Here is a 23,691-nt window from a genome sequence, read left to right as displayed (position 1 = left end):
CCCCGCCAGCAGCGCCGGGGCACCCCGCCGCGCCTGCCGGGTGACCGCCCAGGTCACCAGGACCAGCAGCGCGATCACCGCCAGCGGCAGCGCCAGCCGCGGCAGGTAGGGCGCGATCCGCGCGACGATGTCTCCTGCGACGTAGCCCATGCTGACGTGCACCAGCGCGTAGACGATGCCGCTCACGGCGTTCCAGGTGTGGAACCGCCGCCGGTCCATGCCCGAGAGCGCCGCGGCCAGGGCCGCGAGGCTCGCGACCGGCCCGAGGAAACGCCCCAAGAGCAGCGCCAAGGGACCGCGCCTGCCCACCAGCTCCTCCGCACGACGGAAGGCGGCATTGCGCGGTAGCGTCACCCGGGCTCCGAGCCAGCGCCCGCTGTGCCAGCTCGCCTCGCCGCCGAGGATCGCCCCGGCAGCGACGAACCAGACGAGGTCGAAGAAATCGAGATGCCCAAGCCGCACCAGCGCCCCGCCCGCATCGACGACCACCGTGCCGGGGATGACGACGCCGGTCACCCACCAGCCCTCGAGCAGGGCGGCGAGGGCGACGATCCAGTAGGACCAGACACCCAGAGAATCGAGCGTTGGCAAAATGTGGGAGGCAAATGAACTCATCAAGGATCGGTCCGGTCTGTCTGGCTGCGGCGTTCGGCGGCGCGGGGGCCTGCATCGCGCCGAGCTTAACAGGGCCGTCGCCCGCCGCGAGCCCCGATTTCCCCACGCGGACGCGCAACGCCCCGGCTCGCACCGCCAGGGGACAGGCGCGCGGCCGCGACAACAAGATTGAGGAAAAGTAATCTTCCGGTCAGCCAGGCAGAAACTTGCACCCCCATCTCAGCCAGCGTGGCAGGATGCCACGACACGCGAAAGGTCCGAGCCATGGAAATCACCACCCGCCACACCCGGTTGACCCGGTTGCTGCACGGCCCGCTGGCGCTTGCCGTCGTTGTGCAACTCGGCTCGTCGCTTGCCATGATCCCGGAGCGCGCGGACCGCCCCGGCAACGGGCTCTTCGAGCTGCAAGAAAGCATCGGGATCGCCTCGATGGCGCTGGTGCTGGCCTTCTGGCTATGGTCGCTGTCACGCCGCCGCGGCACGCCGCCCGGCGCGCTTTTTCCCTGGCTGTCGGGCCCGCGGCTGCGCGCGCTCAAGGTCGACGTCCTCCGCCACTTCGGCGAGCTGCGCCGGCTGCGGGTGCCCGCGCATCACCCCGACGCACCGCTGGCCTCGGCGATCCATGGGCTCGGCCTCTGCCTCGTGACCTTCATGGCCGCCAGCGGGACGCTCTACCTGCTCTCCGGCGCAACCAGTCCGCGCGACGCCGGGTTGACGATGGAGCTGCACGAGGCCTTCGGCTCTCTTGTCTGGGTCTATCTTATCGGTCATGCGGGGATGGGGGTGCTCCAGCACCTTGCAACCGAGTTCGATCTTCGCAGCATGTGGTCGCTGCACCCGAAGACCGACAAGGACTGACCGGCCGGGCGCTGCGGATCGTCTCCCAAGCGCCCTGCAACCTCGACGATGGACCGATACGTGACCGACACGACCCGCGCACGCGCAAGACTGCTCCTGCCCTACCTGATCACCGCCGCGCTCTTTGCCGCCGGGGGCTGGGCGCTCTACCGGCTGCTGGCGCCGGTCCACCTGCAAGACGTGATGGACATGGTCCGGGCCACGCCGAGGCCGACCATCGCGCTGGCGCTGCTGTGCACCTTCGGGGGCTACGCGGCGCTCATCGGCTATGACTGGTCGGCGCTGCGCTACATCGGCAAGCGCCTGCCGTTCCCGGTGGTCGCCTCGGGCGGCTTCCTCGGCTATGCCATCGGCAACAACCTCGGCGCGGGCCCGGTCACCGGCGGCGCGGTGCGCTACCGGATCTACTCGGCGCTGGGGCTCTCGCCCTATGACATCGCGGCGATCTCGGTCTTCGGCTCGGTGGCCTTCGGCACCGGCGCCTCGGTGATCGGGCTCACAGCGCTCGCCTGGCACCCGCACGCGCTGGACGCGCTGATCCACTGGCCGCCGCAGCTGATCCGCTGGGTCGCCATTTCCGGCATCGCGGCAATCTGCGGCCTGATGCTGGCCCTGTCGCTGCGGCAGGAGCCCTTCACCCTGCGCGGGCTGAGCTTCCGGCCGCCGTCGCCGGGGCTGATGGCCGGGCAATTCGTCTTCACCGCCGTCGAGACGCTGCTCTCGGCGCTGGTGCTCTACCTGCTGCTGCCCACCGGCGGAGGCGCCTTCCCGACCTTCCTCGCGGTCTTCTCGGTCGCGGTCATGGCCGGGGTGCTGTCGCATGTCCCGGGCGGGGTCGGGGTGTTCGAGACGATCATCATCGCCGCCCTGCCCCGTTCGGTGCCGGTGAGCGAGGCGGCGGCGGGGCTGCTGCTCTTCCGGCTGGTCTACTACCTGGTGCCCTTCGCCCTGGCGCTGATGCTGATGGCGCTGGCCGAGCTGCGCATGGCCAGCGGTCCGACCCGCGCGGTGATGCTGCCCGTGTTCCGCGCGATCAGCGCGCTGACCCCGCTGGCGATGGCGGCGATGGTCTTCGCCTCGGGAGCGACGATGATGATCGCCAGCCTCCTGCCCCCTACCAACGCCTGGACCGAGGAGCTGGAGCTTGTCCTGCCGCTCTTCTTCGTCGAGGGCGGGGCGCTGCTGTCGAGCGCGCTCGGCGCCTGCCTGCTGGTGATCGCGCACGGGCTGTTGCGCCGGGTCGAGGGGGCCTGGTGGCTGGCACTCTTCTCGCTGCTGGTCGGTGCCGGTGCAAGCATCGCGCATGGCGTCGACTACGACCGCGCGGTGCTGCTGGCGCTCTGCGCACTGGTCCTGCTGCCGACGCGGCGCGAGTTCTACCGGGCGACGCGCCTCACCCGCAACGTGCTCAGCCTGCGCTGGCTGCTGCTGATGCTCTCGCTCGGGCTGATGCTGGTGGGCGTGCTGTTCTTCGCCCACAAGGCGACGCCCTACAGCAGCGATCTGTGGTGGCAGTTCGCCGAGGACAGCGCCGCCCCCCGCGCCCTGCGCGCCATGCTGGTCGGGCTGATCGTCATGGGGCTCTTCCTGCTGCGCTATGCCCTGCGGCCGGGGCGCCTGTCGCTGACCCTGCCGAGCGCCGCCGATCTCGACCGCGCCGAGGCCGTCCTGCGCGGCAGCGACACCCCCGAGGCCAATATCGCGCTCACCGGGGACAAGTCGCTGCTCTTCTCGGCGAGCGGCGAGAGCTTCCTGATGTACCGCGTGCAGGGCCGCAGCTGGGTCGCCCTGCACGAGCCCGTCGGTCGCCCCGAGGAAGCCGCCGCGCTGGCCTGGGAGTTCCACGACGCCGCCTATGCCGCCAACGCCCGCCCGGTCTTCTACGCCGTCTCGGGCACCTCGGCATCACTCTGGATCGACATGGGGCTGGCCCTGCACAAGCTGGGCGAGGAGGCGGTGGTGGATCTCGCGGATTTCTCGCTCGAGGGCGGCGCCCGCAAGCGCCTGCGCACCACGCACAACCGCGCGCTGCGCGACGGGCTGAGCTTCGAGGTGTTGCCCCCGCCACATGCCCCGGCGCTCATCGCCGAGCTGCAGGCGATCTCGGAGGCCTGGCTGCGCGGCAAGGCGGGTGGGGAGAAGGGCTTCTCCGTCGGTGCCTTCGATCCGCGCTACCTCGACCGCACGCCGATCGCGGTGATCCGCCACGCGGGACGCATCGTCGCCTTCGCCAACCTCTGGCAGACCGACCGCCGCAGCGGCGCCACGCTGGACTTGATGCGCCACGTGGAGGATGCCCCGGCCGGGGTCATGGAGTTCCTCTTCACCGAGCTCCTGCTGCACTACAAGGCCGAGGGTTTTGCCGAGTTCAGCCTCGGCAACGCGCCCCTCTCGGGGCTCGAGACCCGGCGCGGGACAAGGCTCAGCAGCCAGCTTGGCGCCTTCGTCTACCAGCACGGCGGCGCCTTCTACAATTTCGAGGGGCTGCGGGCCTTCAAGGACAAGTTCGACCCCGACTGGCGGCCGGTCTACGTGGCCGTGCCGCCGCGGGTGAACCTCGTCGCGGTCACCGCTGATCTGGTGGCGCTGATCGGCCACGGCATGACCCGGTCGCTGGGACGGACGCAGGGCTGACACCCTGAGCGGCGAGGTCGGGTTGCTGGAGATTCCAACCGCAGCCAACACCTCCCACAAGGGGTGACGCGCATGTGCGCCTGAAGCCGGTTGAGCTGCATCGGCGCAGGTGATGAGAGACGCGCTCCAAGTAGCCCTCACGATGACCCTGACTATGTCGGCCATGTCGTGGCGGTTGAGGATTTCGACGCCGAACAGCCCATTTACGTCGTCCCGCGCCTGCTCCTGAATGACGGTGGCGGGAGCTTCTCGGATGCGCCTTTGGGGACCGTGGCCGGAGGCTTCGGCGGCGACTACTCCTTCACGCTCAACCGTCGTTGAACGTGGGCTCTTTCGACAAGTCCTACCCGACCGCCTGACCCACTGCCTGCGCGGGTACCCGGCCTGCAGCGATATGGGAACGCCGAGCCTTCGCGAGAGCAAGGGGGTCCGGGTGCTCTCCGGCATCCTGCGCAGGGCTCCGCTCGATCCCGAAGAGATTTCGATCAGCAGGCGCTGGCGCCCCCTTGTGGGGCTGGCATTGGCCTCCACGGCGGCCTTTCTCTGGTGAACACTGGGCGTGGCGGGCGGCTTGATGCAGCCCTGCACCGGGCCCCCATCTGACGGGGGTCTCTCCCTGCCCGCAACCGCAACGGCATTTGCCATATCCGCTTCGACGCACCGGCGCGGACCGCCCGATTTAGGGCAGCGTCGCCAAATAGCGCGCCAGCAGGTCGATCTCCGCTTCCGAGAGCGCCTGCGCGATCTCGACCATGGCGGCGCGGCTGCCGAGCCGCCGCTCGGCTTTGAAGTCCAGCAGGGCCTTGCGCAGGTAGTCCTCGCGCTGGTTTTTCAGCGGGGGGATCTGCTTGCCGCCGCGATAGTCCGCGCCGTGGCAGCTGTTGCAGCGATGCTCCTGAGCCAGCGCTGCAGCTTCTGCATCCGGGGGCGGCGGCGTGTCCGGCACCTGCGGCGGGGGCAGGCCGGCGATCCACGCCGCTGCCGCGCGCAGGTCATTGTCGGTCAGGTCGGTGGTCAGTGCCTGCATGGCATCGCCCGGCCGGTTGCCCGAGCGGAAGGCGACAAGCTGCAGGAGCGCGTAATAGGCATCGATGCCGCCCAGCGACGGCACCTCGTCGGTCAGCGAGACCCCGGTGCCGTGGCAGGCAACGCATTGCTCCTGCACGGCCTCGAAGCCCTCCTGGGCCGATGCAACCTGCACCGGCCCAAGAAGAAAGATCGCAAGCGCGGCGGCGCGGCGCCTACTCGCCATAGCTGACCCTGTAGATCGCCCCGTTCCAATCGTCCGAGACCAGCAGCGAGCCATCCGCCATGACCTCGACATCGACAGGGCGCCCCACGTACTCGTTGTCCTGGATGAGGCCGGTCAGGAAGGGCTCGATCCGGGTGACGTTGCCGGCGTCGTCGAGATAGGCCACGACCACATCTCCGCCGATCTTCTCGGTCCGGTTCCACGGGCCATGGCGGGCGATGAAGATCTGCCCGGCGTAGTCGGCGGGGAACATGTCCCCGGTGTAGAAGCGCATCCCGAGCGGCGCGCTATGCGGCCCGAGCAGGGCGATCGGCGCCTCGAAATCGGCGCAGGAATAGCCCCAGCCGTATTCCGGGTCGGTGAAGGTGCCGTTGTGGCAGAACGGGAAGCCGAAATGCTGCTCGCCCGGCTTGGTCAGGCGGTTGAGCTCGTCCTCGGGCAGGTCCTCGCTGAGCCAGTCGCGCTGGTTGTCGGTGAAATAGAGCTCGCCGGTCTCCGGGTGGAAGTCGAAGCCCACCGAGTTGCGCATCCCGCGCAGGACCGTCTCGGAGGTGCTGCCGTCGAGGCTGACCTTGCGGATCTCGCCGAAGCCCGGCTCGATCGCGCAGATATTGCAGGGCGCCGAGTTGGTGACGTAAAGGTTCTCGTCCGGCCCGACCGCAAGGTAGCGCCAGCCGTGCGGCCGGGGCTCGCCCAGATCGGTGTAGATCTCCTCGAGCTGCGGCGGGCTGTCGAGATGCGCGTCGATGTCGGCCGCCTTCACGATCCTCTGGTGCTCGGCGATGTAGAGATCCCCGCCGTGCAGTGCGATGCCGTTCGGCCAGTCGAGATTCTCGTAGATCATCTTCGGCGTGCCACCACTGGGGATCGCCCAGACTGCATTGCCTTCCCAGTTGGAGACGATCACCGTCCCCGCCTCGGTGAGACGCAGGGCGCGGGCATTGTTCACCCCGCTGGCGAAGACCTCGACCTTGAAACCCTCGGGAACCTTGATCAGGTCGAGCGGCAGGTCGCCCTCGGCGGTCGGCAGCGGCATCGGCGTCTGGATCGCCAGCGCCTGAGCGCCGGGGGTTTCCGGGCGGCCCTGCAACGGACCCTCGGCGGGTGCGACCGTTGCGGGGGCGGCAGGTGCAGGGGGGTCGGCCTGGGCAAGCACCATCTGGCCATGGCCGATAAATCCGGCCGCGAGGCCAGCAATCATGTAGGCTTTCATCTTCTCCTCCCATCGGCACCCCGCGCGGGGCACCTTCTCTTCAACGAAATGCGGCGGCCCGGTCCCCGGAAAGGTCTTCCGGTTTCCATGGCCACCCATGCGCCGGGGACGCCGCTCCTCTCAGCGGCCCCAGACATGTCCTTCCCACTCGACGGGCTGGCCGGCGAGCCAGCTTTCGCCGCAGGCATATAGCGCGGCCACCTTGTCGCCCCGCAGCCCGGGCATGTCGGTCTTGACCGGATAGCCGATCGAGGACTGCAGGTAGGCAAGGTGGCAATAGCCCACAGGGTAGCGCGCAAGCACTTCGGGATCGAGGGTGAGCCGCGCAGCGGGATCGACCGGGTCCATCCGGTCCTTCTCGTAGATCGGCTGGCGCAGGCAGAGCCCCCAGCGACCGGTGCGCCTTTCCCAGAAATCATGGAAGCGCCCGGTGCAGACCACGTCCACCTGCACGCCATGCACCTCGGCGCGCTGCGAGATCGTCATCTTGGTCTGAGTTATCGCCCGGTCTCCCTTGATCTCGATGGCCGAGCCGCCGAGGAAGTGCAGGATGCTCACCCCCTTGTCCCAGCCCGCCCGGTTCATCGCGATGAACTCGTCCGCCGTGCCCTGCGTCCAGGTCGCCATCATGCGCCCGTCGTCGTGCCAGACGGTGCGGAACTTCTCCCAGAAGCCGGCGTCGCGCCAAATCACCCAGTTCTCGACCAGTTCGCGGAGTTGCAGCATGTCCTCGCGCTTGCGAGAAACCTCGGAAATCACTGTGTTCATGGGACTCTCCTGCAATCAGACATGTGGAAGCTCGGCGGATGCATCGCCTTCGGCCGCGCGCTGGGTCAGCCCGGCGCGATGCTTGAGCATCGTCACTGCCCGGTCGATCACGCCCAGTGCCGTTTCCCGCAGCGCGTCGGTCATCCGCTCTGTTGGCACCGTCACGCTGAGCGAGGCCAGCGGCCTGCCCTGCGGCGACAGGATGACCCGAGCAATGCCGCCGATCCCGGGCGTGTATTCCTCTTCGACCGTGGCGTAGCCGGCGGCGGCGATCGCCTGCAGCTTGTCGCGCACAGCCTCGGCGCTCAGCAGCGAGTTCCGGGCAAAGCGCTGGTAGCGAGCCCGCGCGAGGTATTCCTCGCGCATCGGTTCGGGCAGGTTGGCAAGGATGACCTGCCCGCCCGAGGTGGCATGCAAGGGCGCGCGATCGCCAAGCCTGAGATGCGCGACGATCCGATGCGGACTGAGAACCGTGGCGGCGACGCGGTGATGGTCTCCCTCGCGCAGGTTCAGCGCCGAGCTTTCGCCGGTTTGCTCGGTGACCCATTCGAGCACCGGCGCCGCGGCCTCCGAAAGATCGCGACGGCCCCGCGACCGACCCGCGAGGTCGGTGATCGCCGGGCCCAGAAGATAGCCCCGGATTTCCGCGTCAATGGACAGGTAATCGTGGCGCAGCAGCGTTTTCAGAACCTGGGTCAGGCTACTCTTGGGTATGTTGAGCTCCTCGGCGATCTGCACATGCGTCCGCGCGCTGCCCCATTGCCCCAGCAGGTCGAGCACCTGGATCACCCGCAGGGCAGACTTGACGTCGCCAGAGGTGGCCGGCGGCCGCCGGAAGGAGGGCGCGACAGCGGCGTCTTCGTTCCGGACGCTCATGTGCGGCACGCGCTGGCAGGGGGGCATTTCCACGTTTTCCCCATTGGTCAGCCGCCAATGTCCGCTGCGAAGGCGGCAAGCTGTGCGCGGATCATCTCGCGGGTGGTCTCGTCTGCAATCCGGGTGCCGCTCTCGTCGACCTTGGACTTCGCGAAGGCCACGAAGACCTCGGGCTTGGTGAACACCTTCGCCTCGAGGAACACCATGATCTGCCGCAGGTGATACTGCATGCGCGCGCCGCCGAGCATCCCGCCCGCCGCCGATTGCAGCGCCACCTGCTTGCCCTTGAAGGGCTGGTCCGGCAGCCGCGAAATCCAGTCGATCGTGTTCTTGAGACCGCCCGGAACCGAGAAATTGTACTCCGGGCTGACGATCACCACGCCATCGGCCTTTGCGATCATCGCGGCGAGCTCAATCACCTGCTCCGGGAACCCTTCGGCCCCCTGCGTGTCGGCATTGTAGACCGGGATCCCGCCGAAGCTCGGCGCCTGGAGGATCTCGCAGCCCTCCGGCGCGAGGTCGGGCAGCGTGTTGCAGATCGCGCGATTGAACGATCCCGTTCTCAGGCTTCCGCAGATCACGAGCAATTGCATGGGGTTTCAGACCTTTCCTTCTTGCGCCGGCCCATCGGCGGGCCGGCGTTCCTTTTGGTTTGCATGCGTCAGTTCTGCGCGATGCCCGCGGCTTCGCGGACCGTCTTCCAGACGCCCACCGCATCGCGGAACTTCTGGGTGAAGGCCTCGGGAGAAGACGGGGCCAGAATGAATCCGCCCTCTTCCAGAGACTTTGCGAAGGCCTCCGATTTCGTCGCTTCCCCCACCGCGGCACTCGCGGCGCTCAGGATCGCCTCGTCGGTCCCGGCGGGCGCGGCGACGCCGTACCAGGTCGAGACGTCGAGATCGTAGCCCGCGGCCGTGAAGGTGCCGACCTCGGGGATCGCGGGATGCGGCTCGGTCGAGGTGACGCCGATGCCTCTCAGGTCTCCGGAGCCGATCTGACCGATCACCGTCGAGGCGACCTCGACCATCATGTCGACCTCGCCGGACATCACCGCGGCCAACCCCTCGGGGGTCTTGGCATAGGGAATTTCCAAGAGCTCGATGCCCAGTTCCGAGGCGATCAGCGCCGCGGTGAGATGCTGCGTCGAGCCGACCCCGACCGAGGCGATCGTCAGCCCGCCCGGGTCGGCCTTGGCCTTCTCGACCAGCGTGGCGACGCTGTCGATCTCCGAGTCGGGCCGGGTGATCAGCACCAGCGGCATGGTGGCAATGCCCGAGACGCCGACGAAGTCCTCGGCCGGATCATAGGGCAGTTCCTTGTACATCGCCGCGGCGACGCTGTGGCCGGCGGCCATCATGTAGAGCGTGTAGCCATCGGGCTCCGCCCCGGCGACGGCAGCCGCGCCGATCGTCCCCCCCCGCTCCAGCCAAGTTCTTCACTACGACCGGCTGGCCAAGGCTCGCCGACATCGGTTCTGCCAACTGGCGGGCGATGGTGTCGGTTCCGCCGCCCGCGCCGTAGGCCACGACCATGTCGACGGCGCGTTTCGGCCAGTCCTGAGCCGAGGCAGCTCCGGCCGTCGCCATGACCAGCCCGAGGGCTGCGGCAGTCATCAAGCGTGTCATCGTTGGTTCTCCTCCCAGTGAACGCTTTTGCATTTTTGATAGGCACGCGGGCGACAAGCTGTAAACAAGAATATGAACAGTTCACATATGTGAACAATAAAGCATTTGACACAGCGTCGAAGTACACAGAGCATCAACCCCGGAGAAGGGGAGGAAACGTGCGGATCAAGCTCGCAGCCATTGACTGGCGCGACGCTTCGGTGGCTGTCGCCGTCTTGGCGCTCGGCCTTACCGGCGTCGTGCTATCATCCAGATACAGCCTGGGGGAGATGCGCAATATCGGTCCGGGGGCCTTCCCGATGATCGTCAGCGTGCTCATCGTTCTGACCGGGCTCCTCATCGCGATCGAAAGCGTCGTGGCCCGTCACGAAGAGGGCGACGACCTGAGGGGCGAGCCGGTGCCCTTTCGCGTGTTGCTCTTCGTCACCGCGGGGCTGCTTGCCTTTGTCGCGCTCACGCCGCTGGCTGGCGCGGTGCCCGGGATCCTTGCCTGCGTATTTCTCGCGTCCATGGCGGACGGCAGCCTGAGGCTGTGGCAGGTGGCGCTGCTTGCCGCACTGGTCGCCGGGTTCTGCGCGCTGGTCTTCGTCGTCCTGCTCAAGCTTCCGATGACCCTGGTGACGTGGTGAGACCGTGACCTTCGTGGACAATATCGCGCTCGGCCTGTCGGTCATTCTGAACCTCTCGACGCTCGGCTACTGCGTGCTGGGCGTGACGGTGGGCATGTTCATCGGCGTGCTGCCCGGGCTGGGGCCGCTGGCCACGGTCGGGATGCTGCTGCCGCTGACCTTCTACGTGCCGCAGACCGACGCCATCGTCATGCTCGCCGGGATCTACTACGGCTCGATGTACGGCGGCTCGACCGCCGCGATCCTGCTCAACCTGCCGGGAACCGCCGGCGCGGCGGTGACCTGCCTCGACGGCAACCCGCTGGCCAAGTCGGGCCGCGCGGGGGTCGCGCTTTTCACCGCCACGCTGTCGTCCTTCTTCGGGGGCATCTTTGGACTTGTCGTCGTCGCCTCGTTCACCCCGCTTCTGGCCAGCGTCGCACTGAGCTTCGGCTCGCCGGAATACGCCTCTCTCATCGTCCTCGGGCTGCTTGCCGCCGCGATGGTCGGCAACGCGTCCAAGGGCAAGTCGCTGGCCATGGCGCTCTTCGGCCTGCTGATCGCCATGGTGGGCACCGACCCCAACTCGGGCGTCGACCGCATGACCTTCGGGCTGCTGTCGCTGGCTGACGGGGTGAACCTCGTGGTGGTGACAACCGGGCTTTTCGGCATCGCCGAGGTGCTGGCCAATGTCGGGCGGATTGGGGCACGCGATGCGAAAGTCGCGCAAATCCGGATGCGGGACATGCTGCCCACCGCCCGCGAGGCGCGCGGGGCGCTCTTTCCGGCGCTGCGCGGCAGTTCCATCGGTGCGATCCTCGGCATCCTGCCCGGCACCGGAGCGGCGCTGGCGACCTTCGTCGCCTACGCGGTGGAGAAACGCACCTCGAAGACGCCGGAGCGTTTCGGCAAGGGCGCGCTCGAAGGCATCGTCGCGCCGGAGTCTGCCAACAATTCCGCGGCGCAGACCGCCTTCGTGCCGACGCTGAGCCTCGGCATCCCGGGCGACGCCATCGTGGCGATCATGCTCGGCGCGCTGATCATCCACGGCATCGTGCCCGGGCCGCAGCTGATCCGCGACCATCCGGATCTCTTCTGGGGGCTGATCGCCAGTTTTCTGATCGGCAACGTCGTCCTGCTGTTTCTCAACCTGCCGCTGATCGGTATCTGGGTGCGCATCCTGCGCATTCCCTACTCGGTGCTTTATCCCGCGATCCTCGTCTTCATCTGCGTCGGCGTCTTCTCGATCCGTAGCTCGGTCTTCGACGTTGCGGTTGCCACGGTCTTCGGGCTGGGCGGCTACGTGATGCGCCGCTACGGCTTCCCCACCGCGCCGCTGCTGCTCGGCCTCGTCCTCGGTCCGCTGCTGGAACAGAACTTCCGGCGCTCGCTCATGCTCTCGCGCGGCGACCTTATGACCTTTGCCGATCGCCCGATCAGCGGATCGATCCTCGCGCTGACCCTGCTGATCGTCATCTTCCTGCTCGGGGCGGAACTCCGGCGGCGGAGGCCCCAGGCCGGGCTCAGGAAGGAGGAACAGCGATGATAGCCTTCCGGTACCAGGGAGCGCCGGGTCGCGTGATTTTCGGCCCCGGAGCCGTCGGCGAGGCAGGGGCCGAGATCGAAGCCCTGGGCTGTTCCCGCGCCCTGCTGCTGTCGACGCCCGCGCAGGCCGAGGAGGTCGCCGCGCTGGCGCGCCGGCTGGGCCGCTTGCAGCGGGCTGTTTCAGCGGGGCGGCCATGCACACGCCAACAGAGGTGACCGAGGCCGCGATGGCGGCCTATGACCAAAGCGGCGCGGACTGCGTCCTGGCGCTCGGCGGCGGCTCGACCATCGGGCTCGGCAAGGCGATGGCCTGGCGCAACGACGCGCCCCAGCTGGTGATTGCCACAACCTACGCCGGCTCGGAGGTCACGGATATTCTCGGCCAGACCGAGGCCGGGGTGAAGACCACCCTGCGCGACCCGAGAATCCGGCCGGAAACGGTGATCTACGACCCCGAACTGACGCTTGGCCTGCCGGTGGCGATGAGCGTCGCGAGCGGTCTCAACGCCATGGCCCATGCGGTCGAGGGGTTCTATGCGCCCGATGCCAACCCGATCACTTCGCTCATGGCGCTGGAAGGACTGCGCGCGCTGAAGGAAGCGCTGCCGGTCATCGCGACGGCGCCGCGCGATGTCGAGGCGCGGAGCCGTGCGCTCTACGGGTCCTGGCTCTGCGGGGTCGTGCTTGGGTCGGTCGCCATGTCGCTGCACCACAAGCTCTGCCACGTGCTCGGCGGCTCGTTCGACCTGCCCCACGCCGAGACCCACGCGATCCTCTTGCCGCACAGCGCGGGGTTCAACGCCGCGGCGGCGGCAGGGCAGCTTGCCGGGGCGGCGGCGCTCTTCGGCGGCGATCTGGGCGGAGGCCTCTGGGATTTCGCCGCCGGCCTCGGTGCGCCCCTGGCGCTGGCCGAGATCGGCTTTGCCGAAACCGACATTGCGGGCGCGGTCGAGATTGCCCTCGCCAAACCCTATGCGAATCCACGCGCCCTCACTCCTGCGGCGCTGCACACCCTGCTGCGCGGTGCCCAAGCGGGCATGCGGCCCGGCACCAGCTGACCCGTGAGACACCTGATGACGCAAGACAGCATGACTGGCCATTTCTCAGAGGACGGCTCGGCCGAAACGGTCAATGACCGGATCAGCGCGGAGGCGGACGCCCGGCTTGCCGAGGTCATGCGCGCGCTGGTCCGTCACCTGCATGAGTTCATCAAGGACGTGCATCTCACGCAGCCCGAGTGGGAGGCCGCGATCGGCTTCCTGACCCGCACGGGGCAGATCTGCGATGACACCCGGCAAGAGTTCATCCTGCTTTCGGACGTGCTCGGCGCCTCGATGCTGGTCGATGCGATCAACAACCGGCGCCCGCAGGGTGCGACCGAGAACACGGTGCTCGGCCCCTTCCACGTGGACGGCGCGCCGCGCTACGAGATGGGCGCGGACATCTCGCTGGAGGGCGGCGGCGAGCGCTGCCTTTTCGAGGGCCGGGTGCTCGACCTCGATGGTCGCCCGATCGAGGGAGCGGTGCTAGACGTCTGGTGCGACAACGAGGATGGCTTCTACGACGTCCAGCAACCCGGCATCCAACCTGCCTTCAACAACCGCGGTGTGTTCACCACCGGGGCCGACGGGCGCTACCGGTTTCGCGGCATCCGGCCGGTGTCCTATCCGATCCCGGATGACGGGCCCGTCGGGCAGTTGCTCGGCCAGCTCGGACGCCACCCCTACCGCCCCGCGCACATGCATTTCATCGTCTCCGCGGAGGGTTTCGAGACCGTGGTGACACATACTTTTGTCGAGGGCGACGGGTACTTGTCCTCCGATGCAGTCTTCGGGGTGAAGTCCTCGCTGATTGCCAGTTTCGAGCCGATGGATGACGGCGAAACCCGTTGGCGATCGACGTTCGATTTCGTGCTGGTCCCGGTGACGCCGGGCTGACCAACGCGTCGCAGTAGGAAAAGGAGAAGGAGAACAGGATCACGGTTACGCGCCCCCGGAACGCCTCTTGGGAGGGAGGCCGTCTCGGAGCAAAGGGCGGGTCGCCGTCAGGTGGCGGGCATCGCCAATGGATGCCCGCATCGCGCGTTCCCGGTCTGCCGACCGCGGCGCGCAAAAGACAGAAGAGCTGTCATCAAGGGAGGAACAAAGATGACGGAAGCTATGAAGATCGGCCGCCGGTCGTTCTTGAAGAGAACGGCGCTCGCGGGCGGCGCGATGGCGGGCAGCACGCTTGCCGCACCGGCCGTCCTGGCGCAGGCGCCGCTCGTGCTGAAGATGCAGACCTCGTGGTCGGCGTCCAACATCTGGCAGGAATTCGCGCAGGATTACGTCGATCGCGTGGAAGCGATGTCGGGCGGGCGACTGAAGATCGACCTGCTGCCCGCGGGCGCAGTCGTCGGGGCCTTTCAGGTTCTCGACGCGATCAACGACGGCCTGCTCGATGCAGCGCATTCGGTGCCGGTCTACTGGTACGGCAAGCACAAGGCGGCGTCGCTCTTCGGCACCGGCCCGGTGTTCGGCGGCTCGGCGACGACCATGCTCAGCTGGTTCTACGAGGGCGGCGGCGCCGATCTCTACCGCGAGCTGACGCAGGACATCATGGGGCTTGATGTCGAGGGCTACCTCGGCTTCCCGATGTTTGCCCAGCCCTTCGGCTGGTTCAAGGGCGAAGTGAACACCGCCGCCGATCTCAAGGGGTTCAAGTACCGTACCGTCGGACTTGCCGCCGACCTCATGCAGGCCATGGGCATGTCCGTGGCCCAGCTGCCCGGCGGCGAGATCGTGCCGGCGATGGAGCGAGGGGTGATCGACGCCTTCGAGTTCAACAACCCGTCGTCGGACAAGGACTTCGGCGCGCAGGACGTGGCCAAGAACTACTACCTGTCGTCCTACCACCAGGCTTCCGAGAGCTTCGAGTTCCTGTTCAACAAGCTGACGATGGAGGATCTCGAGCCGGATCTGCGGGCGATCCTCGTGCATTCGGTCGAAGCCGTCTCCACCGCCAACACCGCCAAGGCGATGCGACGCTACTCGGCCGACCTGAAGTGGCTGCAGGACGAGGCCGGGGTGAAGGTGCACCGCACCTCGAAGGACATTCTCGACGCCCAGATCAAGGCCTGGGACGGGCTGATCACCGATCTCGAGACTGATCCCTTCATGAAGAAGTGCCTCGACAGCCAGCGCGCCTGGGTCGAGCAAGTCACCTTCTACGAGCTGATGAACGCACCGGATTACGCGCTCGCCTACGAGCACTACTTCCCGGGCAAGCTGAAGCTCTGATCGGCATCTGAACGCAAGACGGCGGCCCCGGTCACTTTCGCGCGGGGCCGCCGGTATCCGTAAAGGGGGCCGCATGATCGGTTTCATCCGTTTTGCCGACAACCTGTCGGCCTGGTTCGGCAAGGCCTTTGCCTGGCTGATCATCCTGATGTCGGTAGGCACCGGCTACGAGGTGTTCGTGCGCTACGTGCTGAACAGTCCGACCGCCTGGGCGCTCGACGTGTCCTTCATCATGTATGGCGCGCTGTTCATGATGGGAGGCGCCTACACGCTCTCGCGCGGGGGGCATGTCCGGGGTGATTTTCTCTACCGGCTGTGGCAGCCGCGCACCCAGGGTGCGGTCGACCTGCTGCTCTATATCCTCTTCTTCTTCCCGGGGGTGCTCGCGCTGATCTTTGCCGGCTGGAAATACGCCGCGCGCTCCTGGCAGTATGGCGAGGTTTCGGTGAACAGCCCGGCGGGCGTGCCGATCTACCAGTTCAAGACCGTCATCGTGGTCGCCGGCGTACTGCTGTTCATTCAGGGGATCGCCCAGGTCATGCGCTGCATCATCGCGATCCGAACCAATGCCTGGATCGAGGCCGAGGAGGACGTGCGGGAAACCGAGGATCTGCTGATGCAAAAGGCCAGCGCGGCCGAGAAGGACAACCACATATGACCGACCCGCAAATCGCCCTGATGATGCTCGGGCTGTTCATCTGCTTCGTGTTTCTCGGATTTCCCATCGCCTTCACATTGATGGCAATGGGCATCGGCTTTGGCTACTACGCCTATTTCGACGCGCGCCGGATGTGGCGCGCCTTCGACCGGCTCGACGAGGCCGCCGGAACCTGGGATCAGTGGAGCACCTGGATAGAGGGCTTCTTCAACAACCGAATATTCGACCTCTTCGTCAACCAGACCTTCACGGTGATGTCGAACGAGGTGCTGACGGCGGTGCCGCTCTTCCTGTTCATGGGCTATATCGTCGAACGGGCCAATATCGTCGACCGCTTGTTCACCACGCTCAACATTGCCTCCAAGAACATCCCCGGCTCGATGGGCGTCGCGGCGCTGATCACCTGTGCGCTCTTCGCCACGGCGACCGGCATCGTCGGCGCGGTGGTGACGCTGATGGGCCTGCTGGCGCTGCCGGCGATGCTCAAGGCGCGCTACAACCCTTCCTTCGCCAGCGGTATCATCTGCGCCGGCGGTACGCTCGGCATCCTGATCCCGCCGTCGATCATGCTGATCGTCTACGCGGCGGCGGCGAACGTCTCGATCGTCCGGCTCTATGCGGGGGCGCTGCTGCCTGGGCTGACGCTCGTCGGGCTTTACCTCGTGTATGTCGTCGGTCGGTCGATCCTGCAGCCGTCCTCGGCGCCCCGGCCGACCGACGACGAGGTGCCCGACATCCCGATGAGCAGGCTGCTCGTAATGATCGTCACCTCCTTCCTTCCGCTGGCTTTCCTGATCCTCGCAGTGCTGGGCTCGATCCTCTTCGGCCTTGCGACACCCACCGAGGCGGCATCGATCGGCGCCCTGGGCGGGATCTTCCTGGCGGTGGTCTACCGCGCGATGACCTGGCAGCGGCTGCGCGAGAGCGTCTATCTCACCGTCCGCACCACGGCGATGGTCTGCTGGCTCTTCGTCGGCTCCTACACGTTCTCGGCGGTCTTCTCCTATCTCGGCGGCGAACAGGTGATCTCGGAATTCGTGCAGGGGATGAACCTCACCCCGATCCAGTTCCTGATCATGGCGCAGCTGATCATCTTCCTGCTCGGCTGGCCGCTCGAATGGTCCGAGATCATCATCATCTTCGTGCCGATCTTCCTGCCACTGCTGCGCTTCTTCGAAATCGACCCGCTGTTTTTCGGCATCCTCGTCGCGCTGAACCTGCAGACCAGCTTCCTGACGCCGCCGATGGCGATGTCGGCCTATTACCTCAAAGGCATCGCCCCGCCCGAGGTGCGGCTGACACAGATTTTCGCGGGCGTGATGCCGTTCCTTCTTTGTGTCTTCATTTCCATGATCCTGATGTATCTGTTCCCGCAGATCGTCTACTACCTTCCGGAGAAATTCTATGGCAGCTGATCGGGCAAACCTGCGACAAGGTGCAGGGCCGCTCCTGATGTCTCTCGGAGCTGTAGAACTGCGCGACCGGCTGGCCTCGGGTGCACTGTCGGCGCTCGAGCTGACCGAGGCCTGCATCACCCGGATCGGGTCGCGCGAAGGCGAGCTCCGAGCCTGGGCCTGGCACGACCCCGAGTTTGCCCGCGCGCAGGCAAGGCAGCTCGACGCGCACCGCGCCTCGGGCAAGGCCATCGGGCCGCTGCATGGGCTGCCCGTCGGCATCAAAGATGTCGTCGACACGGCGCGCATTCCCACCGAGAACGGCTGCCCGGTCGATGCCGGGAGGGTGCCGCTTCGCGATGCCTTCGTGGTCGAGCGATTGCGGCAGGCGGGGGCGGTGATCCTCGGCAAGACCGTGAGCACCGAGCTTGCATTCATGGACCCCGCCGCAACGCGCAATCCGCACAATCCCGAGCATACGCCCGGCGGGTCCTCGGCCGGCTCGGCGGCGGCGGTGGCCGACGGCATGGTGCCGCTGGCAATCGGCACGCAGACCGGCGGCTCGGTGATCCGGCCCGCCTCGTTCTGCGGCGTGACCGGCTACAAGCCCACGTTCGGCGCGATCCCGCGCCGCGGCGTGCTGCTGCAGTCGCAATCGCTCGACACCGTCGGCGTCTTCGCGAGCGATCCCGCCGGGGCCGCGATGCTGGCCGAGGTGCTCTTCGGCCACGACGCGGCCGACAGCGCGACCAGCCTCACCCCGCCGCCTCGGCTTCTGGAGACCGCGCTCTCTGCCCCGCCCTTCGCGCCGGTGCTCGCCTTCGTGAGGCCGCCGGGCTGGGACACCGCCGAGCCGCAGCTGCGCGCCGCCTTCGACGAACTGTGCGAGGCGCTGGGTGATCAGGTCTTCGAGGTCGACCTCCCGCGCGAGTTCGATGCCGCCGCGGCGCATCGCCGGTGCATCAACCTTGCCGAGATGGCGCGCAACTTCCATCGCTACGGGCGCGACGGGGGCGCGGCGCTGGGGCGAAGCGCTCGCGAGGCGCTGGCTGAGGGCGACGGCATCCGCGCCCGCGACTACCTAGCCGCGCTCGACTGGGCGCAGGTGCTGCAGGCCGGCCTCGCCGAGATTTTCGAGCGCTGCGACGCGATCCTCTGCCCCGCCGCACCGGGACCGGCCCCGGCGGGGCTCGGCTCGACCGGCGACCCCATCTTCAACGGGCTCTGGACCCTGCTTGGCACGCCCGCCGTCACCGTACCCATCCTGACCGCCGAAAACGGGCTTCCGATGGGGGTGCAGCTGGTCGGCGCGCGTGGCAACGACGCGCGGCTGCTGCGCACTGCCCGCTGGCTCCACGACTGGGCCGGCCAATGACCCGCAGACCAAGGAGAACGTCATGAACCGCCTTCTCGCGCTGATCGCCTTCCTGGCCTTCCTGGCCTTCGCCGGCTTCTTGCTGGTGCTGATTGTCAAGGTTCCGAGCCCAGACCTCATCGCCGTGTCGGTGCTGACGATCGGTCTCGCGGCCTATGATTTCCTGACCTCGAGCAGGGGGCGACGCTGGTGACAGGGTAACCGCCGCGCGCGAGCTCCGGGGACCCACATACTATCTCTGGCGTCGCCATGCTAGGAGGGCTGGCCTGAGCAAGCCAAAGGCCTTGAAAGGGCTACTGTCGACTAGTGGTGGTCATCGCCGCGCGCCGGAAGCACGCCTTGCGCTTTCAGGGATGCCCGATCCAAACGCTCCGAGTCACGGATCTAGATGCCAGGGGGCAGACGGCGACGAGGGCCTCGTGGACCTGCCAATCCGCCGTCTTCCGGCCCAGCATGTCCACATCTTTGCCCGCCGCGAGAGCCTGCTCGTACTCCGAGAGCAGGTGATGGGCCGCAACGATGACGGCACGCCAGTCGGCGTCGCCATAGGCGAAGGACTGGCGCATGGCGGCCGCCTCGAGCCGCAGGTGCAGCTCTGCGCTCTGCTCGAGATTGCGCAGCGACATGGGCGCGACCGAAAAGAACCGCTGGTTGTTCGCATTGGTGTGCCCCGTCCCGTTCAGACGCAGAAGCGCCTCGCGGATCGAGGGTGCGCCGGCACCGTGGCGCTCGGAAAGCTCCTGGACCGGGAGCTTCCGCTGCGGCTGGAATTCGCCCACGACGATGTCGTGCCGCAACCGCTCCAGCAACAGCTCCCCTGCGTTGATGCCCGCACGTTTCATGCAGCTTCCCCTCGGGAGGTCCGTGCCCGCGCCCGGGGGCGGCGCTCTTTCTCCAGCATCCGGTAGCCCAATCCGCAGCGGACGGCTTGTGCCGCCGGCTCGGCGGCGACGTCGCGGTATTCACTGTGCGGCTCTGCCAGGTCAAAGAGCGCCTCGCGACCGTCGGCGTGCAGCAGGGTACCGGTGCCGCTCCATGCACAGGCCGGCCTCGCTCGGCGCCTTCCACGCGGCCCTCTCCCCTGCACCTCATCGCCTCCGCCAGGCTCCGGCCATTCAGCTCGGCCGGTTTCCGGATGCCGGCGAGCCCCAGCAGCGTCGGCAGGAAGTCCACGGCCTCGGCGATCTGCGTGCGCCGCTTGGGGGCGATGCCCGGCGCGCTGATCGTTAGCGGCACGCGGCTGACAGCGTCCTGCGCGGGATAGGACTTGCCGTAGAGCAGATGCTCGCCGATCCACTCCCCGTGGTCCGAGGTGAAAACCACGATCGTCCGCTCGGTCGGCCCGGTTTCCTCGAGCACGCCCAGGAACTTCCCGACATGGCGATCAACCTCGCTGACCGCGGCATAACAGCCTCTCGCGCTTCGGCGCAGGTGGTCCCCGACCCGGTCGGCCACACAGGCTGAATGGGTGCACAGCTCATCCCCCCGAAACGGCACCCCGCGCGAGGAGGCAAAGCGGGTCGCCCCTTCGGTCAACCGGTAATTTTCGGGCTGCGCCTCGTCCGCGACGGGATGGGTAAGGTCCTCGGCGATGCCCAGGGCCCGGCGCCATGTCTGCGCGTGCCGCGGCATTCCCGCGCTGATCAGGCCCAGCTGGTCGGGCCTGCGCGCCGCCACCCAGGCGCGGTGGGCATCGTGGTAAGGCCCCTGCTCTTCGGAAAGCTCGAGCTGGCCGAACCCGAGCATCACCTAGATGTCGAAGAGCCGGTTGCTCGGGGCGAAGACCCCGACGATGCAGAGAGGATGATGGCCGGGGCGATGATCTCGGTTCGCGCCCGGGCGATACGGGCGGCGAGAACATCATGGCATAGACCACCTCGGGCTGGTCGCGGAACAACAGCGGGCCCGGCCGAACGCGTCTTTGCTGGAAGAACGGTTCTGCGCCATGGAGCAGGCGACGAGCGAGCCCACTTTAGCCCCGATACCGGGCAGGTTGCCGATCCAGGTGCCGATCCGCGACGAGCGGAGCATGTTGCCAGAATGCGACGCGCTCGCTCCCGGCGCGAAGACTTGCGCGGGCTCGATCTTGCGCGCCAGCGGTTAGCCCTTGATCGCGCTCATCATCGACGTCGGCGTGCCGGGGATGCGCAGCAGGATGGCGGTGAGCGGCCCGCCTCTGATCGATCCGACATATTGCGCCACCAGCTTCTTCACCGCGTGCGAGGGCGCCAAACCGAAAGTCGTAGACAGTGCCCGCGCGATGAGCATGACCCCGGAAAGACCCGGAATGGCGCCGGTCACGACGCCGGTGGATGTGCCGATCAGCAGGAACCGGATGTGCCCCGGGCTGAAGACGAGGTGCAGGATATCAAGGATGACGATGATTTCTGGCCTATGAGATTGGCGTCTGAGATTGGCGTCGGGCGGCTCGGCGTGGGCCAGGGACGGCTGAACGACAGATAGACGCGGAAGATGAATTCGAGCCCGAAGGAAAGCACGAGCGCGGATGCGATCACCCCCCGCATCTGGCGCAGGCTTCGGACGCGCCGATTCAGGAGCAGCATGGAGGCCCCTGGAAACAGCGGTGCCACGGCGTGGAATGGCCGCTCCCCGCCCGACAGCACCGCCGCGAAAAACACCGCCATGGCAAAGAGCGCGCCGGCGCGAAGCAGGGCCGCGCGCGGAGGAGCGGGTCTCGAACGAGACCGCCCCCCTGCTCGGCCGAGGTCGGCAGGTCCGGCAGCCTTTCCCAGCTTTCGCCACTGAGCATTGCCGGCGGGCGGATGTCGGGACCCTCGAAGGTCTGGTGGCTCGAGGCCGAGAAGGCGGCGACCTGCTTGCCGGCCAGCGCCGCGAAATTGTCGGCGTCACCGCCGATCTGGGCGATGAGGAACTTCGCCCCGTCTCGGGCATCCTCGCGCATCATCGCGACCATTTGGGTATTGACGCCAAGGTTGGCGCCCCAGACCAGCCTGTCCAGGTTCTCGGCCGGGGTATCCAGCGGCTCACCTGCGGCCTGGTAGGGTCTGCCCTTGGGAACCGCCAGAACGTGCGGGTAGAGGACAGTCCCGGCGAAATCCTCTTGGCTGAAATCTGCGAGACTGGCCGCCTGCTTCGACAGCAACGCAACGTGATGCATCAGGAATGTGTAGCCATCGCGGCGCGCGGCATGTTGATGATCGTCAGGGGCTCACCGAGGGTCCCCTGCTGCTCGGGTGCGACCATGCCGGACGCCCTGGGCCCGGGGTCGGTCGCAACCGGCCCCGGGCCATGGTCGGGACGTGCCACTGCGGCCTAGGCGGCGCGCCCTGCGAGGACTTCGGCGCTGTCGTGCTCGGGAATGTCGCCGATCTGCGCCATGCGCGCATCGAGCTTGGCCAGCATCTCGCGGAACACCCCGGCATAGGCCGGATCCGCGGCGACATTTGTCAGCTCGTTGGGATCGGTCTCGGTGTCGAAGAGCTCCCATTCGGGCGGCGCCCCGTTGGGGCGAGCCCCCGCCTGCCCGAGATCGTCGTTGTACCAGTAGACAAGCAGATAGCGCCCGTCGCGCACGCCGTAATGCGCCCAGGCCTCGTGGATCTCGTCGTTGTGCATCCAGTAGCGGTGATAGGCCACCTGTTCCCAGTCCTCGGGCGTGCGGCCCGCAAGCACGGGGCGCAGCGACTCGCCCTGCATGTAGTTCGGCGCGACCAGGCCCGCGTAATCGAGGAAGGTCTGCGCGAAATCGACGTTGCAGGCGATGTCGGCCGAGGTGCTGCCCGCCGCGATCTCGCGCGGGTAGCGCGCGAGGAACGGCATCTGGTGGCTCTCGCGGTACATGAAGCGCTTGTCGAACCAGCCGTGCTCGCCGAGGAAGAAGCCCTGGTCCGAGGTGTAGATCACCACGGTATCCTCGGCGAGCCCCTTCTCGTCGAGCCAGTCGAGCATCCGCCCGACCCCGTCGTCGATCGCCGCGATGGTGCGGAAGTAGCGCTTCATGTAGCGCTGGAACTTGAACTCGGCAAAACGGGCGGGATCATCGAAGGTGAACTTCTCGCCGGTCTCCGAGCAGATGACGGTGATCGTCTCACCCTCGCGCAGCTCGGGGATCTTCCGCATCGACCAGCCATCGACCATCAGCTCGCCGGCGAGCTCGGCGCCGCCCTCGGGCTGGACCAGCGCCAGGTCCTCGTAGAGCATGTCCGAGCGGACCCGCATCTTGGCGGCCTCGGCCGCCGCGGCGCGGTTGCGGTAGTCGTCGTAGAAGGTTTCGGGCAGCGGCACGTCGCGATCGGCCCAGAGGTCCTTGTAGCGCGGGTGGTACTGCCAGTTCCGGTGCGGCGCCTTGTGGTGGCACATCAGGAAGAAGGGCTGATCCGGGTCCTCCGAGACCGCGCGATCCATGAAGTCGATGGACATGTCGGTGATGATGTCGGTGGCATAGCCCGGGATGCGCCGGCGCCCCTCCGGTCCGATGAAGGCCGGATCCCAGTAGTCCCCCTGCCCGGGCACGATCTGCCATTCGTCGAAGCCGGTGGGTGTGTGCCCCTCGGTTTCCCCCAGGTGCCACTTGCCGAAGATCGCCGTGCGATACCCTCCCGAGCGCAGCGACTTGGCGACGTTGGGCAGGCGGTTGTCGATATGGGTGTCCAGCGTGGTGACGCAATTGGTGTGATTGTAGGTGCCGCACAGGATCGCCGCGCGCGAGGGCGTGCAGATCGAGTTGGTCACGTAGGTGGCGTCATGCCGCATGCCCTCGGTCGCCAGCCGGTCGAGGTTGGGCGTGTCGTTCAGCCCGTGACCATAGGCCGAGATCGCCTGCGCGGCGTGGTCGTCGGACATGATGAAGATGATGTTGGGTCGCTTGCTCATGGCAATGGCTCCTTTTTTTCTGGGGGGCGCAGGTGGCGGACGGGCGGGCGCTAGCGCGCCGCGGCCCCGCCGCGTGCGGCGAAAGTCATGCTCAGCCCGAAGCTGCGGCGCGTGCCCGGCGCGAGGGCCGGCAGCAGG

The 23,691-nt window shown here is 67.4% G+C and carries 23 protein-coding genes and 1 pseudogene; 11 read left to right on the top strand and 13 right to left on the bottom strand.

Features of this window, described 5'->3' with window-relative positions:
- The coding region (locus CLG85_RS23600) for a DedA family protein (RefSeq protein ID WP_260350142.1) at window positions 1-615 on the bottom strand (615 nt) is incomplete at its 3' end.
- Window positions 616-879: 264 nt separating this feature from the next.
- Between CLG85_RS23600 and CLG85_RS23595 the strand changes: the two genes are divergently transcribed.
- Both CLG85_RS23595 and mprF read left to right on the top strand, forming a co-directional pair.
- Window positions 880-1,473, top strand: a complete 594-nt coding sequence (locus CLG85_RS23595) for a cytochrome b/b6 domain-containing protein (RefSeq protein WP_260350141.1) — start codon at window positions 880-882, stop codon at window positions 1,471-1,473.
- Window positions 1,474-1,533: 60 nt separating this feature from the next.
- Window positions 1,534-4,107, top strand: coding sequence for a bifunctional lysylphosphatidylglycerol flippase/synthetase MprF (mprF, locus tag CLG85_RS23590; RefSeq protein WP_260350140.1), 2,574 nt, complete (start codon window positions 1,534-1,536; stop codon window positions 4,105-4,107).
- Window positions 4,108-4,786: 679 nt separating this feature from the next.
- On the opposite strand, the gene CLG85_RS23585 is transcribed toward mprF, so the two are convergent.
- The 6 genes from CLG85_RS23585 to CLG85_RS23560 all read right to left on the bottom strand — a co-directional run bounded on the left by CLG85_RS23585 (window position 4,787) and on the right by CLG85_RS23560 (window position 9,573).
- Window positions 4,787-5,359 (bottom strand): c-type cytochrome, encoded by a 573-nt coding sequence (locus tag CLG85_RS23585; RefSeq protein ID WP_176476576.1) that lies wholly within the window; start codon window positions 5,357-5,359, stop codon window positions 4,787-4,789.
- Window positions 5,349-6,572 carry a PQQ-dependent sugar dehydrogenase gene (locus CLG85_RS23580; RefSeq protein WP_217989746.1) on the bottom strand — a complete coding sequence of 408 codons (1,224 nt, stop codon included), beginning with the start codon at window positions 6,570-6,572 and terminating at the stop codon, window positions 5,349-5,351. The genes CLG85_RS23585 and CLG85_RS23580 overlap by 11 nt, the downstream gene beginning before the upstream one ends.
- 120 nt (window positions 6,573-6,692) lie before the next feature.
- Entirely contained in the window at window positions 6,693-7,340 is a 648-nt protein-coding gene (locus tag CLG85_RS23575) for a nuclear transport factor 2 family protein (RefSeq protein ID WP_217989745.1), read from the bottom strand.
- Window positions 7,341-7,355: 15 nt separating this feature from the next.
- Window positions 7,356-8,243 carry an IclR family transcriptional regulator gene (locus tag CLG85_RS23570; RefSeq protein WP_095882097.1) on the bottom strand — a complete coding sequence of 296 codons (888 nt, stop codon included), beginning with the start codon at window positions 8,241-8,243 and terminating at the stop codon, window positions 7,356-7,358.
- 20 nt (window positions 8,244-8,263) lie between these two features.
- Window positions 8,264-8,809 (bottom strand): NADPH-dependent FMN reductase, encoded by a 546-nt coding sequence (locus CLG85_RS23565; protein WP_095882096.1) that lies wholly within the window; start codon window positions 8,807-8,809, stop codon window positions 8,264-8,266.
- Window positions 8,810-8,877: 68 nt separating this feature from the next.
- Window positions 8,878-9,573, bottom strand: a complete 696-nt coding sequence (locus CLG85_RS23560; protein ID WP_375796949.1) for a Bug family tripartite tricarboxylate transporter substrate binding protein — start codon at window positions 9,571-9,573, stop codon at window positions 8,878-8,880.
- 426 nt (window positions 9,574-9,999) lie between these two features.
- Here CLG85_RS23560 and CLG85_RS23555 point away from each other — a divergent pair, with 426 nt between their 5' ends.
- The 9 genes from CLG85_RS23555 to CLG85_RS23515 all read left to right on the top strand — a co-directional run bounded on the left by CLG85_RS23555 (window position 10,000) and on the right by CLG85_RS23515 (window position 18,892).
- A complete protein-coding gene (locus tag CLG85_RS23555; RefSeq protein ID WP_176476575.1) occupies window positions 10,000-10,470 on the top strand; it encodes a tripartite tricarboxylate transporter TctB family protein in 471 nt (156 codons plus the stop codon).
- Window positions 10,471-10,474: 4 nt separating this feature from the next.
- Entirely contained in the window at window positions 10,475-11,995 is a 1,521-nt protein-coding gene (locus CLG85_RS23550) for a tripartite tricarboxylate transporter permease (RefSeq protein ID WP_095882094.1), read from the top strand.
- Between the two features lie 193 nt (window positions 11,996-12,188).
- Window positions 12,189-13,052, top strand: coding sequence for a maleylacetate reductase (locus CLG85_RS23545; RefSeq protein WP_260350139.1), 864 nt, complete (start codon window positions 12,189-12,191; stop codon window positions 13,050-13,052).
- Between the two features lie 15 nt (window positions 13,053-13,067).
- Window positions 13,068-13,931, top strand: a complete 864-nt coding sequence (locus CLG85_RS23540) for an intradiol ring-cleavage dioxygenase (RefSeq protein WP_235865480.1) — start codon at window positions 13,068-13,070, stop codon at window positions 13,929-13,931.
- A 210-nt stretch (window positions 13,932-14,141) separates the two neighbouring features.
- A complete protein-coding gene (locus tag CLG85_RS23535; protein ID WP_095883649.1) occupies window positions 14,142-15,272 on the top strand; it encodes a TRAP transporter substrate-binding protein in 1,131 nt (376 codons plus the stop codon).
- A gap of 73 nt (window positions 15,273-15,345) precedes the next feature.
- Window positions 15,346-15,930, top strand: coding sequence for a TRAP transporter small permease subunit (locus tag CLG85_RS23530; protein ID WP_095883650.1), 585 nt, complete (start codon window positions 15,346-15,348; stop codon window positions 15,928-15,930).
- Complete coding sequence (locus CLG85_RS23525) at window positions 15,927-17,345, top strand: TRAP transporter large permease (protein WP_095883651.1); 1,419 nt, start codon at window positions 15,927-15,929, stop codon at window positions 17,343-17,345. Before CLG85_RS23530 ends, CLG85_RS23525 begins: the two co-directional genes overlap by 4 nt.
- Before the next feature lie 37 nt (window positions 17,346-17,382).
- Window positions 17,383-18,699: an amidase gene (locus CLG85_RS23520; RefSeq protein WP_260350138.1), complete on the top strand. Its 1,317-nt coding sequence runs from the start codon at window positions 17,383-17,385 to the stop codon at window positions 18,697-18,699.
- Between the two features lie 22 nt (window positions 18,700-18,721).
- Entirely contained in the window at window positions 18,722-18,892 is a 171-nt protein-coding gene (locus tag CLG85_RS23515) for a hypothetical protein (RefSeq protein WP_176476687.1), read from the top strand.
- 154 nt (window positions 18,893-19,046) lie between these two features.
- Here CLG85_RS23515 and CLG85_RS23510 read toward each other — a convergent pair whose 3' ends face one another.
- The 6 genes and pseudogenes from CLG85_RS23510 to CLG85_RS23495 all read right to left on the bottom strand — a co-directional run bounded on the left by CLG85_RS23510 (window position 19,047) and on the right by CLG85_RS23495 (window position 23,553).
- Window positions 19,047-19,541, bottom strand: coding sequence for a GntR family transcriptional regulator (locus tag CLG85_RS23510; RefSeq protein WP_095883714.1), 495 nt, complete (start codon window positions 19,539-19,541; stop codon window positions 19,047-19,049).
- A 304-nt stretch (window positions 19,542-19,845) separates the two neighbouring features.
- A pseudogene (locus tag CLG85_RS27920) lies at window positions 19,846-20,331 on the bottom strand (sulfatase-like hydrolase/transferase); the annotation flags it as partial.
- Window positions 20,332-20,559: 228 nt separating this feature from the next.
- Window positions 20,560-20,784: a tripartite tricarboxylate transporter permease gene (locus CLG85_RS27915; RefSeq protein ID WP_375796950.1), complete on the bottom strand. Its 225-nt coding sequence runs from the start codon at window positions 20,782-20,784 to the stop codon at window positions 20,560-20,562.
- A gap of 15 nt (window positions 20,785-20,799) precedes the next feature.
- Window positions 20,800-21,021, bottom strand: a complete 222-nt coding sequence (locus tag CLG85_RS23505) for a tripartite tricarboxylate transporter permease (RefSeq protein ID WP_224848188.1) — start codon at window positions 21,019-21,021, stop codon at window positions 20,800-20,802.
- Between the two features lie 229 nt (window positions 21,022-21,250).
- A complete protein-coding gene (locus CLG85_RS23500) occupies window positions 21,251-21,838 on the bottom strand; it encodes a type 2 periplasmic-binding domain-containing protein (RefSeq protein ID WP_141244670.1) in 588 nt (195 codons plus the stop codon).
- A 155-nt stretch (window positions 21,839-21,993) separates the two neighbouring features.
- Entirely contained in the window at window positions 21,994-23,553 is a 1,560-nt protein-coding gene (locus CLG85_RS23495) for a sulfatase family protein (RefSeq protein ID WP_095883716.1), read from the bottom strand.
- Between the last annotated feature and the right edge of the window lie 138 nt (window positions 23,554-23,691).

The organism is Alloyangia mangrovi, from assembly GCF_002300555.2.
Lineage (GTDB): Bacteria > Pseudomonadota > Alphaproteobacteria > Rhodobacterales > Rhodobacteraceae > Salipiger > Salipiger mangrovi.
Note: the sequence above shows the minus strand (reverse complement) of the source record. Positions and strands in the feature narration are given on the sequence as shown.

Excerpts from the sequence above, each read along its gene's own strand:
- CLG85_RS23595 (WP_260350141.1), top strand. The coding sequence starts at position 880 with ATGGAAATCACCACCCGCCACACCCGGTTGACCCGGTTGCTGCACGGC.
- CLG85_RS23585 (WP_176476576.1), bottom strand. The coding sequence starts at position 5,359 with ATGGCGAGTAGGCGCCGCGCCGCCGCGCTTGCGATCTTTCTTCTTGGG.
- CLG85_RS23580 (WP_217989746.1), bottom strand. The coding sequence starts at position 6,572 with ATGAAAGCCTACATGATTGCTGGCCTCGCGGCCGGATTTATCGGCCAT.
- CLG85_RS23575 (WP_217989745.1), bottom strand. The coding sequence starts at position 7,340 with ATGAACACAGTGATTTCCGAGGTTTCTCGCAAGCGCGAGGACATGCTG.
- CLG85_RS23570 (WP_095882097.1), bottom strand. The coding sequence starts at position 8,243 with ATGCCCCCCTGCCAGCGCGTGCCGCACATGAGCGTCCGGAACGAAGAC.
- CLG85_RS23565 (WP_095882096.1), bottom strand. The coding sequence starts at position 8,809 with ATGCAATTGCTCGTGATCTGCGGAAGCCTGAGAACGGGATCGTTCAAT.
- CLG85_RS23560 (WP_375796949.1), bottom strand. The coding sequence starts at position 9,573 with ATGATGGCCGCCGGCCACAGCGTCGCCGCGGCGATGTACAAGGAACTG.
- CLG85_RS23545 (WP_260350139.1), top strand. The coding sequence starts at position 12,189 with ATGCACACGCCAACAGAGGTGACCGAGGCCGCGATGGCGGCCTATGAC.
- CLG85_RS23540 (WP_235865480.1), top strand. The coding sequence starts at position 13,068 with ATGACGCAAGACAGCATGACTGGCCATTTCTCAGAGGACGGCTCGGCC.
- CLG85_RS23535 (WP_095883649.1), top strand. The coding sequence starts at position 14,142 with ATGACGGAAGCTATGAAGATCGGCCGCCGGTCGTTCTTGAAGAGAACG.
- CLG85_RS23530 (WP_095883650.1), top strand. The coding sequence starts at position 15,346 with ATGATCGGTTTCATCCGTTTTGCCGACAACCTGTCGGCCTGGTTCGGC.
- CLG85_RS23525 (WP_095883651.1), top strand. The coding sequence starts at position 15,927 with ATGACCGACCCGCAAATCGCCCTGATGATGCTCGGGCTGTTCATCTGC.
- CLG85_RS23520 (WP_260350138.1), top strand. The coding sequence starts at position 17,383 with ATGTCTCTCGGAGCTGTAGAACTGCGCGACCGGCTGGCCTCGGGTGCA.
- CLG85_RS23515 (WP_176476687.1), top strand. The coding sequence starts at position 18,722 with ATGAACCGCCTTCTCGCGCTGATCGCCTTCCTGGCCTTCCTGGCCTTC.
- CLG85_RS23510 (WP_095883714.1), bottom strand. The coding sequence starts at position 19,541 with ATGAAACGTGCGGGCATCAACGCAGGGGAGCTGTTGCTGGAGCGGTTG.
- CLG85_RS23500 (WP_141244670.1), bottom strand. The coding sequence starts at position 21,838 with ATGCATCACGTTGCGTTGCTGTCGAAGCAGGCGGCCAGTCTCGCAGAT.
- CLG85_RS23495 (WP_095883716.1), bottom strand. The coding sequence starts at position 23,553 with ATGAGCAAGCGACCCAACATCATCTTCATCATGTCCGACGACCACGCC.